Origin of the sequence: Brucella sp. BE17, assembly GCF_039545455.1 — a bacterium.
Taxonomy (GTDB): Bacteria; Pseudomonadota; Alphaproteobacteria; order Rhizobiales; family Rhizobiaceae; genus Brucella.
Window position 1 is genome coordinate 909111 of sequence record NZ_CP154467.1, and the last position, 13759, is coordinate 922869.

Below are 13759 nucleotides of genomic sequence, written 5' to 3' on the forward strand. Positions count from 1 at the left end.
GTTATGGGGAACAAAACGGCCCGTGCCAATAAAAATCGCATTCAGGGAGCCGGTTTTTTACATGGTTTGCGATTTATGTGGAAAATGGCGCAGCCCCGGACTGCATGAGTCCAAAGTCGTATAAGCGATAGCGTAACCCTAATTAAAACAATGTCTTAAATAATGATTTCTCATCACAGGCTGTAAAATTTGGTCACTTATCGCGAGAATCAGGGCGATGGGAAAGCACGATCCTGATTGAGTGAAAAAATAATATTGCGCGTCGCCATAAAGCGCGCCACCCACAATGTCGCAATAAAACCGACGACACAGCCCGCCACAATGTCGGTGGGATAATGCGCGCCCGCCGCAAGTCTGCTCACGCAAAACAGCAGGCAGACCGGAACGCTCAGGCCACGCCAGCGCGGCAGGAATATCCACAGCGACGCCATCATGATGCCTGCCATCATCGAATGACCGGAGGGGAAACTCTCATAAAGATATTCTCCGCGGAAGGGTGAGAAAGCGGCAGACCCCACTTCATCGAACAAAAAAGGGCGCGCACGGCCAACGGCCAATTTGCCAAGTTCCAACGGAATACTGCCGATGACGATCGAGACCAGAACCAGTGTCGCCCAGCCATGAAGCCGCGTCAGCATATCCCGTAATCGCTCCTGAGAGGCGAGTACGAGCATGAAAACTGTTGCGACCCATATGACAAGCGCCACGGCCAGCCAGACCTGCGTGCGAATGACATCGGTTATCGCCCGCAAAATTTCCATAACAAAGAGATTGCTCTGCGAGGCGGCGCGGACAATTTCCGCATCCCAGAGATGCAGAACCGGGATAATGAAAGGCAGAACAACCAGCACAGCGGTCATTTCCAGCGTCCATGAGGATGGCGCACCTTCATAGGGTTTACGTAAAAGGCATCGAAGTAATTCATGAGCAGCACGGACCGGCGCGAGAAACACATCTTTCATGTCCGATGCCATCATTGAAAACTATCCTTTTTATTGCATGCGATTCTATCGATCCGCGTTTCACTCCATAGCCATTATGCTCTAGAACAAGGGCAACGGCGGTTTTCGTGAAACAGAATCATCGCGACAGCATGCAACACGCTCTGGAGGCAATTTCGTGGCTAAGCAGCAGGACAAGGTGCAAAACGGGGTATCGTCAGCGGGCATCAATACCCGACTTGCCCATGATGGTTATGATCCGCACGATTATCACGGCTTCGTCAATCCGCCTGTCGTTCGTGCTTCGACCGTACTTTTTCCCGATGCGCAGACCATGGCTAGCGAAGATCACGAATATACCTATGGCACACGTGGTACACCAACCAGCCGGGCTCTTTGCAAGGCTGTCGACGCACTTGAGGGTTCAGCGGGAACTGTTTGTGTTCCCTCGGGCCTTGCTGCCGTGACCATTCCGCTCCTGGGATTTCTTTCGCCCGGCGATCATTTGCTGATGGTGGATTCTGTCTATCATCCGACCCGTCATTTCAGTGATACGATCCTCAAGCGCATGGGCGTTGAGGTTGAATATTACGCGCCTGAAATCGGTGCAGGCATTGCGGCGCTTCTCAGGCCGAACACGAAGGTCGTCTTCACCGAATCGCCTGGTTCAAACACATTCGAGGTGCAGGATATTCCGGCTATAGCTCATGCAGCGCATGAAGCAGGTGCCATCGTGATGATGGATAATACATGGGCAACGGCAGTCTATTTCAAAGCGCTCGATTTCGGCGTCGATATCAGCATCCACGCAGCAACCAAATATCCATGCGGACATTCCGACGTGCTGTTCGGGACTGTCTCAGCCAATGAAAAATGCTGGCCGCAGCTTATCGAAACCCATGGCACGCTGGGCCTGTGTGCAGCACCCGACGATGCCTACCAAATCCTGCGCGGCATGCGTACAATGGGAATCAGGCTCGAGCATCATCGCAAGGCAGCACTTGAGATCGCCCATTGGCTGCAAGGCCACCCAGCGGTGGCTGAGGTTCTGCACCCTGCCCTCGAGAGCCACCCCGGCCATGCTATCTGGAAACGCGATTTCAAAGGCTCTTCGGGCGTGTTTTCCTTTGTTCTGGCCAACAGTGATCGCGCGCAGGCGCATGCTTTCCTCAACGCACTCGAACTTTTCGGGCTTGGCTACTCATGGGGCGGCTACGAAAGCCTCGCACTGCAAGTGCACCTGGGTGATCGCACCGTTGCGAAGAGAGACTATCCCGGCGCGCTCATTCGCCTGCAGATCGGCGTTGAAGATGTTGCAGACCTGATTGCCGATCTTGAAAAAGGCTTTGCTGCAATCTGACACCGACAATACGCGACCATTACAAAGGAATGCATCATGATGAGCTGGGTTTTCATTCTTCAAGGCTTTATAGCGATTGGACTGGCCGCTTTTGCCATTGCGGTCATCATCCATCAACGCCGTTGAAGGTTGCATCAGATTGGCGATCCAAGCGAGTCCTAAGCGGCCCTTCCTTCAAATTAGAATGGAATGATGCGTCTACGGGAATATCTTTGCAACCTTCCATCGATGTCACGCAGGCATGATGGACGTTATTCTTGCTCACTTCCAGCAACCCGCTTTCTTTCCATATGCATTATGCGCAGCAATGCCCTGCCCCGCGCTTAAATCATTTCCAGCCAGATAGACGGCTGTGTCTGGTTTAACGCCGATCCGCTTCCAGCCTGCGCAGTTGGGCGCACTCGTCGCGCAGCCCGCCAAGCTCAAGACAGAGCCTATAAGCATCCATGCCAATAATCGTTTCATCGATATCCGCCCTTTTCTCTAATGCTTTTGCTGTGGCCGCTGCCGCAGCCAACGCGGCCCGCTGGCGCTCTTTGATCGCGCCGTAGGTGTATCCAGCCCCCAGAAACAAAAATGCCGCCAGAACGGCAGCAAGCGAGAGTTTCAGCCAGTTGGGAATAAGCCCGAGAAAACCCATCATAGCGCATCAACCAGCTTTTCAAGCTTGGCCCTCGCCTGCGGCATAGTGAAGATCGCATAGAAGGTAAGCGCCAGCAGGAACACGACAAGCACCATCTGCACCCGCCAGTCGACAAAGGGAATTGCAGCCCCTGCACTACCACTGCTCATCCACGTCCAGAAACGGGAAGATTTTGAGATTGGCTTTTCCTCGACCGGTGCCGGAATGACTTCTGCGGCTGGAGCCGTCACAACCTGTTCGACGCCGTAACCCTCGGAGAGAAGCGCCCTGTCATAATCCTTGGCATAGCCTGCAATCAGATCGGCACGGTCGGTTCCGTTGACAATCCGGCGAGCACCTTTGAAATCCGACTTTTGCAAGGTGATGTAATCGGAAAGCTTCTTGCCTGTGAACCAGCCCTCAATCATCCCGACAATCAGGATGGGAGCGGCATATTCGGCTTTAAGCAACAGTTCCGGCTTTTTGACGAAATCGGCGCCAAGCGCCTTGCCTGCCTTCACATAGTTCTCACGCCAGGTGATCTGCACATAGCCCCGACCGAAGAATGGATAATAGTTCTTCGAGCGCAGATATTTTTCTCCACCCCTCTCAATGATCGGCTTCATGGTATGAGCCGTCTCGTGATAGGCAGTCGCCAGCACATAAGCCATTTGATTGCGCAATAGCCCGTGCTCTCGACCCGCCTCAATCAAGAGGCGGGTATCGCCAAGATGCATATTCATGATGTTTCCCTGCGTTGATTGGCCGGCCTCGCCATACGTACGAGGCTCAGAGATCTGCCCTTCAGGCAAAATTGCCCAGGATCAAAATATTATCTCTGACGGGCGTAACGGGGAAAACTTTAAAAGGTTGAAGACTGCTAAGACGACTAAGGGCTCTTGTCCTTATCATAATAGCACAAACAGAAAACGCCGCTTACGCGGCGTTTCAATAAATACTCACATTAAGGTCTATTCAGCCGTCTTGTTCTCAAAAGACGTTTCGACTGAACTTTGATCGGTCTGACTATGATTTATATCATTCGATTCGACCGCATCGCGCATCGCAGCCCATTCGCGCTCGTGACGGCGATAGAGTTCATCGGAAACAGTCTCGATAGCCATGTCGAATCCTCCGTTGATTTGATGACCAAATAACACGGCTCGTTAGCAACTGTTGCATCACAAAGCGTAATCAATTGAAATCTTAATCGGTTAATATGTTTACAGCCCGCCCGCCCTAGTTCTCTTCAATGGAAACACCACCTTCACCAATCTTTAGCTCCACACCTGTCGGCTTTGTTTCTTCCTGATAGACATAGACAGCCAAACCCGCTGCCACGACGAGAAGTGCACCAATAATCAGATAAAGACCGTTCCTGTTCACGCTAAAACTCCAGTTCATCTTCAATCTGTTCATAAACGACTGAAAACGGTTCCGGTTCCAATGAGGTGGTAATTCATCAAAACCCGCGCGCAGATAATGCGCGCGGGCTGTTTTTTGACCGATCAATCAATGCGTGACTGCAGGCAAGGTTTCAGTCGGAACCATATAGGTGAAGGGCGGCAGATAGGCCTGAGCCATGACGAGCAGACCGACGAGGGAAGCCAGCACGACAGAATGGAAGAACACATAACGCAAAATCTTCGATTCATGGCCGTACCACTGCGTTGCCGTCGATGCCACAACGATAGACTGCGCATCGATCATCTTGCCCATAACGCCGCCTGAGGAATTGGACGCCGCCATCAAAACCGGCGATAACCCGACCTGTTCGGCCGTTATTTTCTGAAGTCCGCCGAACAACACATTGGATGCGGTATCAGACCCGGTTAGGGCGACGCCCAGCCAGCCGAGCATCGCTCCGAAGAACGGATAAACCCAGCCCGTCTGCGCAAATGCGAGACCAAGCGTTGCATCCGTTCCCGAGTAGCGGGTGACGTAACCCAGAGCCAGCATGGCCGAGATCGTGATGAGCGAGAAGCGCACCACATAAGCGGTTTTTCCATACTCCTTCAACAGTTTCAGCGGATTGAAACCAAGGATAAGTCCGCCAACAATTGCTGAAAGCAGGATGCCGGTGCCCGTGGCCGAAAGCAGATTGAGCGTATAGATAGCGGCTTCTGGATGTGTTTCAGCAACCACAGGAGGGACTTTGAACACAAGGTTATGCAGATAAGGCACGGGAATTTTAGGTGCCCATAGCGAATCGAGCCAGGCACGGAATTGTGGCGTTCCCCACAGGAAGACAAACACCGACAGAATGAGCCATGGCAGCCATGCGCGAAACACCCTCGCCGTCGGATGACTTGGTGGCGCAACATAGGGCACCGGCGCTTCTTCATCTCCAAGGCTTGTCGAAGTCCAGATACGTTTTGGTTGCCAGATACGTAGAAAGCCAGCCAGCGCGGCCATTGAGCAGACAGCCCCGATAACGTCGACCAGCCAGGGGCCATGGAAGTTGGAAACCAGATATTGCGGGATTGCAAACGATACGCCAGCAACAAGAACGGCGGGCCAGACTTCCAGCATTCCCTTACGCCCGGCGAAAGCCCAGATCAGCCAGAACGGAACGATCAACGAAAAGAATGGCAATTGCCTGCCGATCATGCCTGATAGTTGCAGAAGATCGATGCCCGTTACTGCAGACAACGCGATAACCGGTGCACCCAAGGCACCGAAGGCAACCGGCGCGGTATTGGCAATCAGCGAAAGGCCCGCCGCTGGCAGTGGTGCAAAACCAAGCCCCATAAGCATGGCAGCGGTAACGGCAACGGGCGTACCGAAACCGGCAGCACCTTCAAAAAAAGCACCGAGTGAAAAGGCAATGAACAGAAGCTGCAGACGCCTATCCGGCGTAATACCGGCAATGGAATCGCGCAGAATGTTGAACTGCCCCGTCTGTTCGGTCAGTCGGTAAAGGAAGATGACATTGAGAATGATCCAGCCAATCGGCAAAAGACCATAGGCAGCGCCGTAAACGGCTGTTGCGCCAGCCATATCAGCGGGCATGCCGAACCCCAGAACAGCGATGAACAGAGCCGTCAAAAGGCCAAGAATTGCGGCAGTATGCGCTTTAATATGCAAAATACCAATGCCGCCAAGAAGAACGACAATCGGTAGAGCAGCCAGCAATGTAGACCAGAACATGCTGCCTAGCGGATCATAGACTTGATTCCAGGTCATGGTTCCTCCCTCCTGGATATTTAGGTCCTCTCTCGTTCCCGATCTCTCACCGATCTTTTGCCGGTGTGCAGTAAAGAATACCCGTCTCTCCGCAGGCATCCTTCGCGGGATTTTTACACGACAATAATTGGTAAGCTTACTTTACCAGTCCTGTCAATTCATTGCCTTATGCTACTTTAGGCACGACAAGCGTGAATGCTGGACTGGGAAGCGATTTCATTCCTTGTCGCCATAAAAGGAAAATAGAAGCGATATCGAAAAATTATCAAACGACGTAGATAACGATTGGATCGGTTGGTCAGGGCAACCATGAAGATGGCACTGCAATATGAGGTTCCTGTTCCAGACGTGCATTTCTTCACAGCAATTATAAAATATGTCTTGCTTTAGGAGAACTAATTCTCTAGGGAACTCGTCATCCAAGTGGATGGCGGAGCGTAGCGCAGCCTGGTAGCGCACCTGATTTGGGATCAGGGGGTCGGAGGTTCGAATCCTCTCGCTCCGACCAAGAAAACAGCAATAAATTCTTTGATTTAAAGGGTGACGCTGATTATACGTACCCCCGCATGACTATTGACGTCACACGAGCGATTCTATTCGCTCCTATGCCCGATTTCGCGTATCTCCTGTGCATATTTGCAGATTCAGAACAGAAGTTGTCCGATCACCCACGATCTTCAGTTTTAATAGCTTCGCGCGGCGATGGTCGGTTGGGGATTTCGGACAGGATGCCGCCCACGCCCATATCTGAGATCATGTGATCGTCGACTTTTATATCAGCCATGATTCGGTCTAGAATCCAGTCGAACCCGTTTTCTTTCGGGCTCCGTGAGCAACCAGGCGCGCCCAGAACAGGTTTATTATTCCGGCTGGCCAGAATAAGTAGGTTGCCAGGATCGACCGGCATGCCGATACGTTCAATCGTGCCGCCGGAAAGCCGTATGGCCTGTGGCACGATATCGTCGGGATCACAAACCACAGAAGCACCAAAAATGATCGCCATATCCGCTTTTTTTAAAGTATAATCAATTGCCTGCGCAATTATATTCGCGTCATGCTCGATCTGGATTTCACTGATTAGAGAGCCTGTATTCTGCGCAACCCTATTGGCTGTTACGTTGACCGTTTTATTAAGAACAGTGGTTTTGATATTAGGCAACAAGGTCTGGATCAGACCCACTTTTTTTGGCACGAATGGCTCGACTGCAAAAGCCTGTTGATTATTAGCTAATGTTTGCACCATCTCCATATGCTTTTCATCAACGGCAAATGGAATAATTTTAATCGTCGCCACCAGCATGCCAGGGGTTGTACGCGTGAAAGGTGCAAGTGTTGATATAGTGATTGAACTATCGACACGGTTGATCGCATTAATCAGCCCGGGCGAGACACAAAACAGCCCGGATTTTTCCGCATAAAAATTAACCCGACCCGTTGTCGCTGGGCCTGCACGAATGTGCTCGAAGGATATGCAATCCGCAATACGTCTGGCAGCAACGTCTTCGTTAATATCAAAGTCCTCCAGTTTTGCCGCCAGAACCTCGTGGTATCCTGCCGCCTTGATATCCTCAAGGTCATCTCGACTTAAGATCCTTCCTTTCTTGATCACCCGACTTTTCGTGGCGATTGTATGTGCGAGAATGGTTCCCAGAGCATCTTTTAAAAGGAAGCGACCAAACTGCATGGGATTATTCTGAAGAACGGTTGCGATAGGCAGCGATGATTTGCGCCAACACAGCAATAGAAATCTCTGCTGGACCCTGCGCCTTGATATCAAGACCAATGGGCGCGTGAATCAGGGCACAATCGGCTTGTGAGAACCCGGCCTTATAAAACCGGTCAATCCGCTTGGCATGCGTTTTTCGGCTTCCCAAGGCACCTATATAAAAGGCTTTTTTTCTTATTGCTTCCATCAGTGCAGGATCATCGATCTTTGGATCATGCGTTAAAGCCGCAACAGCCGTGTGGTTATCGATGGGGTTATCTGCAAAATAATCCTGCGGCCACATCGTGTGCAAGTCCGCCTCACCAAATCGTTCTTTGGTGGCGAATGCAGTTCTGGGATCAAGGATCGTGACATCAAAATTGGTCAGTTGCGCTGCAAGCAACAAGTTCTGGCTGATGTGGACCGCGCCAATCAAAATCAAGCGCGGACGCGGAGCATAAAAATTGACGAAGACATTTTCCGCCTCTTGCGGCAACAGACCAGATTTTCCTGCTTGCAGGGCACTTTTGAGGGGGGCCGAGAAGCTCTGCGGCCAATCATCTCCTTCAAAAAACAAGTGTTGCGCACCAGTTTCGGCATGAGTGACAAGGCAGGAGCCGCAGCGTTGTCCGAGAGCCTGGTCAATCTGGCCGTAATGCTCGGTCAAGGGCGTGATCAGTATTCTAATGCGTCCGCCGCATGAAAGCCCGTGCCTCCATGCTGTTTCATCCGCAACCCCGAATTCCAAGACACGTGCGAAACCGCTTGCGATCACCTCCATAGCCTGCGTAATCACATCAGTTTCCACACAGCCACCGGAAACAGATCCATAGAAGTTTGCCGCGCTGTCAACCAGCAGATGACTACCGACAGGACATGGCGCAGATCCCCATGTCTCGATCACCGTCGCAACAGATGCAGGCCGCTTTTCTTTCAGCCATTGCGAGGCCATCAGGAGGGGCTGGACCAAAAGATCCGGCTGCGATGTTTTGATACCCACTGATGTCTTCTCCTTTAGCGTAAGCGCCCTGCCTCGATTACGCTCAATCGCGTGTCCTGAAAAGCGAGCTGAGCTTGCTTTTAAACACTGCCCACAGAACGGCAAGCATGTTCAGCTCTTTAGCCGGTGCTGCCGCGCGCGGTGCGGCAGTCGCAGATTGAGGAAACGCCCCTTCTTCGCTGTTTGGAGAAAGGGGAGATACAGGCTGCGCACCAGCAGAAAGCTCAGCTTCCAGGTTATTGGCGAATTCCTTGCAAATCTGGCCCGCAACCGCTTCAACGATGCCCCCTCTTGCCACCTGTGCCAAGGATCCGGAGAGAGAATAATTCACATCGACCGAAACGACGGTCGTGCTTTCACTTTCTTCGGTAAGCGCATATGTCACTTCGCCTTTAGCGCGCGAGGCATGGTTTTTATCAATACCCACGCCGGTAATGACACCTGTATAATTTGTTTCATCCGGCACGACTTTGGCTTCACCGCCAAAATCTGCCTTGACTGGCCCAAGCTTCACCGTGATGCGCCCTTTGGCAACACCATCAACCGGTGGCTCGGTTAATTGTGCGCCGGGAATGCAGGCAACGACTGCTGCGAGATCCTGGAACTTTTCCCACACGACCTTGCGGTTATGGTTGACTTTGAAAACCTGTTTAATCTCAGCCATAATATTCCCCTCAGTTTTCTGCGCCGCACCAGTCATAGATGCAAAGTGCCATGACTTTGATCGACGTTATGTAATCCTCAATCGATACATATTCATCATTGGCATGCATGACAGCCGTTGAGCCTGGTCCGAATATAACCGTTGGTGTATCAGCATAAAGGTTGAGAAAACGCGTATCGGCAGCGCCTTGTCGTCCGCTGATAACCGGCTTCTTGCCAGTAAGCTCGGTATAGTTCTTGCTGACCAGATCAACGATAGGATGATCAACCGCAATTTCTGATGCCTGCGCGTCATAGCCCACAAAGCGCACGACCGGCGGGTGATCCTTCATCCACGGATCCTGGGCTGCCATCTCGTTGATTTTATCGACAAGGCTCTGCTTGACACCTTCGTGATCTTCACCTGGCACTGTCCCTATACTGCCCTTTAACAGAGCTGTGTCTGGAAACGCACTTGGATAATTGCCTGCCTGAAAACTGCCAATGATACATGGTAGTGAATCCAGAGCATTTGGATAAAGAGGATGGCTTACAGTTGCCACACGCTGGTCTTCCAGTTCCTTCACCGCCTGTACAACCTTGTTGCCCAGATCGATCCCTGAAATACCTTCATAACGCTTTTGAATGCCGGCTGGCTTGCCTTGTACCGCAATTTCGAACCAGATGCGTCCAATACAGGCGGGCTGAACGGCGAGATCGCTGGTTTCCCCGGAAATACCGGCATCCGCTTTATAACCGCGCATGACCGTATCGAGCGTACCATGACCGGAGACCTCTTCGTCGATCACCACATTGATATAGACGTCGCCTTTCAGTTTCACACCGGCTTTTTTGAGATATTCGACGGCCAGAATATGGCTTGCAACGCCGCTTTTCATATCGGCGGAACCGCGACCATAAATCCGGCCATCTTCAATCTTTGCCGACCACGGATTGTCGGACCAGCCCTCACCATTGCCAACAGGAATAACATCCGTATGCCCGTTAAGGAGCAACGAGCGCCCACCGCCCGTCCCTTTTAAAGTCGCAACGATATTCGGACGACCTTCATACCCCATCGCGACAGGACGATAACCGGGATGCTTTTTCAGTTTTTCCCAGTCGGTCTCCCACATGTCCACGTCAAGGCCGATCTTGTTCGTATAATCGGCCACAAAGGCCTGAATGGCTGCTTCATCACCGGTTACGGAAGGAATGGCGATCATCTGTTGCAGAAATTCGATCGAAGCTTCCTGGCTGTTTTCAATAGTTTCCAAAATTTTCTGACGGGTCGCGGAAGTCATTTTATTCTCCGAATTCATAGTGTTTACGCCTTTTGCTGACGTCGAATTACAGTTGGCATAAGGTTGGTCAGTTCATCTGGCTCGGTAGCCAGAGCGCAATGTCAGGCACGAAAATCAGCAAGGCCATCAGACTGATATTGATGAGAATGAAAGGAACCGCCGCCATGTAGATTTCGCCCATCGTGGTGCCTTCCGGTGCCACGCCTTTCATGACGAACAGAGATAGCCCGGCGGGAGGTGTGATCGTTGCCAACTCCAGATTGACCATCATCACAACGGCAAACCAGATCGGTTCCCAGCCCATGGCGTGAATGATCGGCAAAAAGATTGGCATGGTCACGAGAACAATGGATGTTTGCTCGATAAACATGCCGATCAGCATCACAATCAGCATCATGATCAGCATCAGCACGAGAGGTGCAACCGGCAGGGTTGTTGCCCATTCAGTAATCGCCGTTGTCGCGCCGGAGAAGCTAAGCAACTGGCTGAATGCTGCCGATCCCGTCAGAATGATCAGGATCATCACAGAAAGCTGCAAAGCCGAAGACACCGACAGACGGATCGTCTGCCAGTCCAGCTTTCCATACAGGGAAGAAAGGATGAAGGTCAGGAACGTACCGATTGCAGCCGATTCAGTTGGCGTTGCGATACCTGTAAAGATAAGCGAAATCGTCACCGCCACGATCGAAACCGGCGGGATGAGATAGAGCACTGTGTTCTTCACTTTTACCCGAAAAGACACCGGTTCTATTTCGTAGGCAGGCGCATCCTGCGGGCGCAACGTCGCGCGAATGACGATATAAAGCACATAGGCAATTGCCAGCAGGATGCCCGGTACGATGATCGCAACCAGTGTTTTGGCAATCGAAAAACCACCGACACTCGCAAGCACAATCGCCAATGTGCTGGGTGGAATAAGAATGGCGAGAGCACCGCTGCCAAGCACCGGGCCGATGGCAAGGGAACGCGCATAGCCGCGTCTTTCCATTTCCGGGGTCAGGGTCGAGCCAAGCATGGCAACCGACCCCATGGCAACACCGGTCAAGGTAGCCAGCACAGTTCCCGCACCAATGGTCAGGACCGCCAGACGCCCGGCAATAAATCCGAGCCACTGGTCGAGTACCTCAATCATGCGCGGTGCAATGCCTGAATGGAACATCACCGATCCCATCAGGATAAACATCGGAACCGGCACCAGCATAAATGTCGAGATCGAACTGTCGATACTCAACACCAGCTGGCCAAAACCGCTTAAGCCTCCCCACAAGTAGAACACGCCCAGCATATTGACCATCATGAACGCGAAGGCGACAGGAACGCCCAGCATCATTAAAGCGGTGAGACCTGCGAAGAAATATATAAGGAAAACCCACCACTCCATTTCAGTGCTCCGCCGGTTTGGTTGGTTGAATGTGATCAGCGCGGATAAAGCGTAAGGCGCGTAGTGCAAACTCTACGAACAGCAGGAAACATCCAACCGGAATGACCGCCAGATTAATGGCGCGGGGGATTTCAAGCTCTGCTGCAACCATGATGCCGCGCTGAACGGAGCGGACAACGGAGTGATAGCCGTAATACGCCATGATCAGGCAAACTATGGCACTCAGGATGGAGGCAATGATCAGCATATAGCGGCGCACTGGTCCCGAGACGATCGTCGTTACAATGTCGACGGTGACATGGCCATCCTTGCGCAGCACCCAAGCTGCGCCTAAAAAGGTAATATAGACCATCATGATACCGCTGATCTGGTCAATGCCGTGGATACCGTAGTTAAAGAAGACACGCATCCCGACTTTGATAACGGTTGCCAGCATCATGGCAATCAGGGTCAAACATGCGAGAAAGGCAAAGAAGTTCAGGATAAAATCGTAGATTTTTTCAATCTGTTTCATAACAAACCTGCATCAGTTCGAATGGAGCTTTCTTCTCGGACTGCTTCCTCTCCCGAGGAAAACTTGAGAGATCACTGTTCGAAGAGCTCTTTGACTTCAGAGATTTGTTTTTCGCTGAGAATGGAGGCGTAATAACCCCATAGCGAATCGACAGCGACCTTGTTCCAGCGCTCGGCCTCCTCGGGTGAAAGTTTTACGATTTCCATCCCGGCTTTTTGCATAAGAGCCGTTTGCTCATCCAGATTCTGCTGGAACCAGCCGCGTGTCCATTCCTGTGTTTCAGTCATTGCCTGGTCAAGAATGGCTTTGATTTCGGGGGAAAGCGTCTCGTATTTGTCGAGATTCATGACGATGTTTGCGCCGCTTCGATACATCGGCTGGTCTATCATATACTTTGTGACGCTCTGCCAACCATAACGGGTAAAGCCGTCAGCGACCGGCCAACTGAAGCCATCGACCGTGCCGCGATCCATCGCCAAATAAATTTCACTTGGCGGCAATGTCACGGATTCCGCGCCTGCGTCTTTCAGAAAATGGCGTGTAAGCGGTGCTGAGCGAAGCTTTCTGGATTTAATGTCATCAATGGATTTCACCGGAAAATTGGTGCTTATATAGTGCACCCCTACGCCCAGATCGCCACTGGCATGGCCGATATATCGCGCGCCTTTCGCCGCATAAAGGTCAACGAGATACGTGTGAAGTTTACTTCCTGGCCCGTTATCGGGTGTTTTAAAGGGTGAGAGTTCAGTAATATCGCCACCGGGCACCACGCCCGCCCAATAGTTGGGCGCGCCGTACCACACATCGAAAACGCCGTTAATCAAGGCTTCCGGCTGATCAAAAGGCGGCAGAACGTCATCCGCGCCCATATATTGAATTCGTACTTTACCGTCACCAATACGGTTGACGTTTTCCATGAAGCTTTTGCCGATATCGGCAGTCGGAGAAAAGCCATGCGCCCAGGCGCCAACCATTCTCAGTGTTACTGTTGCTGCGTGCGCCTGTGTCATCCACGCTGTGCCGGCCAAGACAGCACCAGCAATCGCTATGGATGTAACAGGAGTAATAAACTTCTTCATGATTGACATCACGACATCACCTCCC

14 protein-coding genes and 1 tRNA gene are annotated in these 13759 nt (G+C 51.8%); 2 read left to right on the forward strand and 13 right to left on the reverse strand.

Annotated features, from left to right (window positions below; all coding sequences use genetic code 11):
- Positions 1-209: 209 nt before the first annotated feature.
- Entirely contained in the window at positions 210-977 is a 768-nt protein-coding gene (gene lpxE, locus AAIB41_RS04460) for a lipid A 1-phosphatase LpxE (RefSeq protein ID WP_343314412.1), read from the reverse strand.
- Between the two features lie 163 nt (positions 978-1140).
- On the opposite strand from lpxE, the gene AAIB41_RS04465 reads away from it, so the two are divergent.
- Entirely contained in the window at positions 1141-2301 is a 1161-nt protein-coding gene (locus AAIB41_RS04465) for a cystathionine beta-lyase (RefSeq protein WP_343314814.1), read from the forward strand.
- Between the two features lie 361 nt (positions 2302-2662).
- On the opposite strand, the gene AAIB41_RS04470 is transcribed toward AAIB41_RS04465, so the two are convergent.
- The 5 genes from AAIB41_RS04470 to AAIB41_RS04490 form a co-directional block, all read right to left on the reverse strand.
- A complete protein-coding gene (locus AAIB41_RS04470) occupies positions 2663-2944 on the reverse strand; it encodes a hypothetical protein (protein WP_343314821.1) in 282 nt (93 codons plus the stop codon).
- Positions 2941-3666 (reverse strand): glycoside hydrolase family 19 protein, encoded by a 726-nt coding sequence (locus AAIB41_RS04475; protein WP_343314413.1) that lies wholly within the window; start codon positions 3664-3666, stop codon positions 2941-2943. Before AAIB41_RS04475 ends, AAIB41_RS04470 begins: the two co-directional genes overlap by 4 nt.
- A gap of 228 nt (positions 3667-3894) precedes the next feature.
- Complete coding sequence (locus AAIB41_RS04480; protein ID WP_343314415.1) at positions 3895-4047, reverse strand: hypothetical protein; 153 nt, start codon at positions 4045-4047, stop codon at positions 3895-3897.
- Between the two features lie 115 nt (positions 4048-4162).
- Complete coding sequence (locus tag AAIB41_RS04485; RefSeq protein ID WP_343314416.1) at positions 4163-4309, reverse strand: hypothetical protein; 147 nt, start codon at positions 4307-4309, stop codon at positions 4163-4165.
- Between the two features lie 126 nt (positions 4310-4435).
- Positions 4436-6109 carry an L-lactate permease gene (locus AAIB41_RS04490; protein ID WP_343314417.1) on the reverse strand — a complete coding sequence of 558 codons (1674 nt, stop codon included), beginning with the start codon at positions 6107-6109 and terminating at the stop codon, positions 4436-4438.
- Between the two features lie 431 nt (positions 6110-6540).
- Between AAIB41_RS04490 and AAIB41_RS04495 the strand changes: the two genes are divergently transcribed.
- Positions 6541-6617: transfer RNA gene (locus AAIB41_RS04495), tRNA-Pro, on the forward strand.
- Between the two features lie 156 nt (positions 6618-6773).
- Here AAIB41_RS04495 and AAIB41_RS04500 read toward each other — a convergent pair.
- The 7 genes from AAIB41_RS04500 to dctP all read right to left on the reverse strand — a co-directional run bounded on the left by AAIB41_RS04500 (position 6774) and on the right by dctP (position 13734).
- The gene (locus tag AAIB41_RS04500; protein WP_343314418.1) at positions 6774-7793 is read right to left on the reverse strand and encodes a molybdopterin-binding protein; all 1020 of its coding nucleotides are present in this window, start codon (positions 7791-7793) and stop codon (positions 6774-6776) included.
- 4 nt (positions 7794-7797) lie between these two features.
- Positions 7798-8814: an XdhC family protein gene (locus AAIB41_RS04505; RefSeq protein ID WP_343314420.1), complete on the reverse strand. Its 1017-nt coding sequence runs from the start codon at positions 8812-8814 to the stop codon at positions 7798-7800.
- Positions 8815-8857: 43 nt separating this feature from the next.
- A complete protein-coding gene (locus tag AAIB41_RS04510; protein ID WP_343314421.1) occupies positions 8858-9514 on the reverse strand; it encodes an SRPBCC family protein in 657 nt (218 codons plus the stop codon).
- Positions 9489-10760 (reverse strand): ArgE/DapE family deacylase, encoded by a 1272-nt coding sequence (locus tag AAIB41_RS04515; protein ID WP_343314422.1) that lies wholly within the window; start codon positions 10758-10760, stop codon positions 9489-9491. Before AAIB41_RS04515 ends, AAIB41_RS04510 begins: the two co-directional genes overlap by 26 nt.
- A gap of 67 nt (positions 10761-10827) precedes the next feature.
- Positions 10828-12141: a TRAP transporter large permease subunit gene (locus AAIB41_RS04520; protein ID WP_343314423.1), complete on the reverse strand. Its 1314-nt coding sequence runs from the start codon at positions 12139-12141 to the stop codon at positions 10828-10830.
- A gap of 1 nt (position 12142) precedes the next feature.
- Positions 12143-12655, reverse strand: a complete 513-nt coding sequence (locus AAIB41_RS04525) for a TRAP transporter small permease (protein ID WP_343314424.1) — start codon at positions 12653-12655, stop codon at positions 12143-12145.
- Between the two features lie 71 nt (positions 12656-12726).
- A complete protein-coding gene (dctP, locus tag AAIB41_RS04530; RefSeq protein ID WP_343314425.1) occupies positions 12727-13734 on the reverse strand; it encodes a TRAP transporter substrate-binding protein DctP in 1008 nt (335 codons plus the stop codon).
- Between the last annotated feature and the right edge of the window lie 25 nt (positions 13735-13759).

Coding starts and splice junctions, on each gene's coding strand:
- AAIB41_RS04470 (WP_343314821.1), bottom strand. CDS start 2,944: ATGATGGGTTTTCTCGGGCTTATTCCCAACTGGCTGAAACTCTCGCTT.
- AAIB41_RS04525 (WP_343314424.1), bottom strand. CDS start 12,655: ATGAAACAGATTGAAAAAATCTACGATTTTATCCTGAACTTCTTTGCC.
- AAIB41_RS04515 (WP_343314422.1), bottom strand. CDS start 10,760: ATGACTTCCGCGACCCGTCAGAAAATTTTGGAAACTATTGAAAACAGC.
- AAIB41_RS04475 (WP_343314413.1), bottom strand. CDS start 3,666: ATGAATATGCATCTTGGCGATACCCGCCTCTTGATTGAGGCGGGTCGA.
- AAIB41_RS04500 (WP_343314418.1), bottom strand. CDS start 7,793: ATGCAGTTTGGTCGCTTCCTTTTAAAAGATGCTCTGGGAACCATTCTC.
- lpxE (WP_343314412.1), bottom strand. CDS start 977: ATGATGGCATCGGACATGAAAGATGTGTTTCTCGCGCCGGTCCGTGCT.
- AAIB41_RS04480 (WP_343314415.1), bottom strand. CDS start 4,047: ATGGCTATCGAGACTGTTTCCGATGAACTCTATCGCCGTCACGAGCGC.
- AAIB41_RS04520 (WP_343314423.1), bottom strand. CDS start 12,141: ATGGAGTGGTGGGTTTTCCTTATATATTTCTTCGCAGGTCTCACCGCT.
- AAIB41_RS04510 (WP_343314421.1), bottom strand. CDS start 9,514: ATGACTGGTGCGGCGCAGAAAACTGAGGGGAATATTATGGCTGAGATT.
- dctP (WP_343314425.1), bottom strand. CDS start 13,734: ATGAAGAAGTTTATTACTCCTGTTACATCCATAGCGATTGCTGGTGCT.
- AAIB41_RS04490 (WP_343314417.1), bottom strand. CDS start 6,109: ATGACCTGGAATCAAGTCTATGATCCGCTAGGCAGCATGTTCTGGTCT.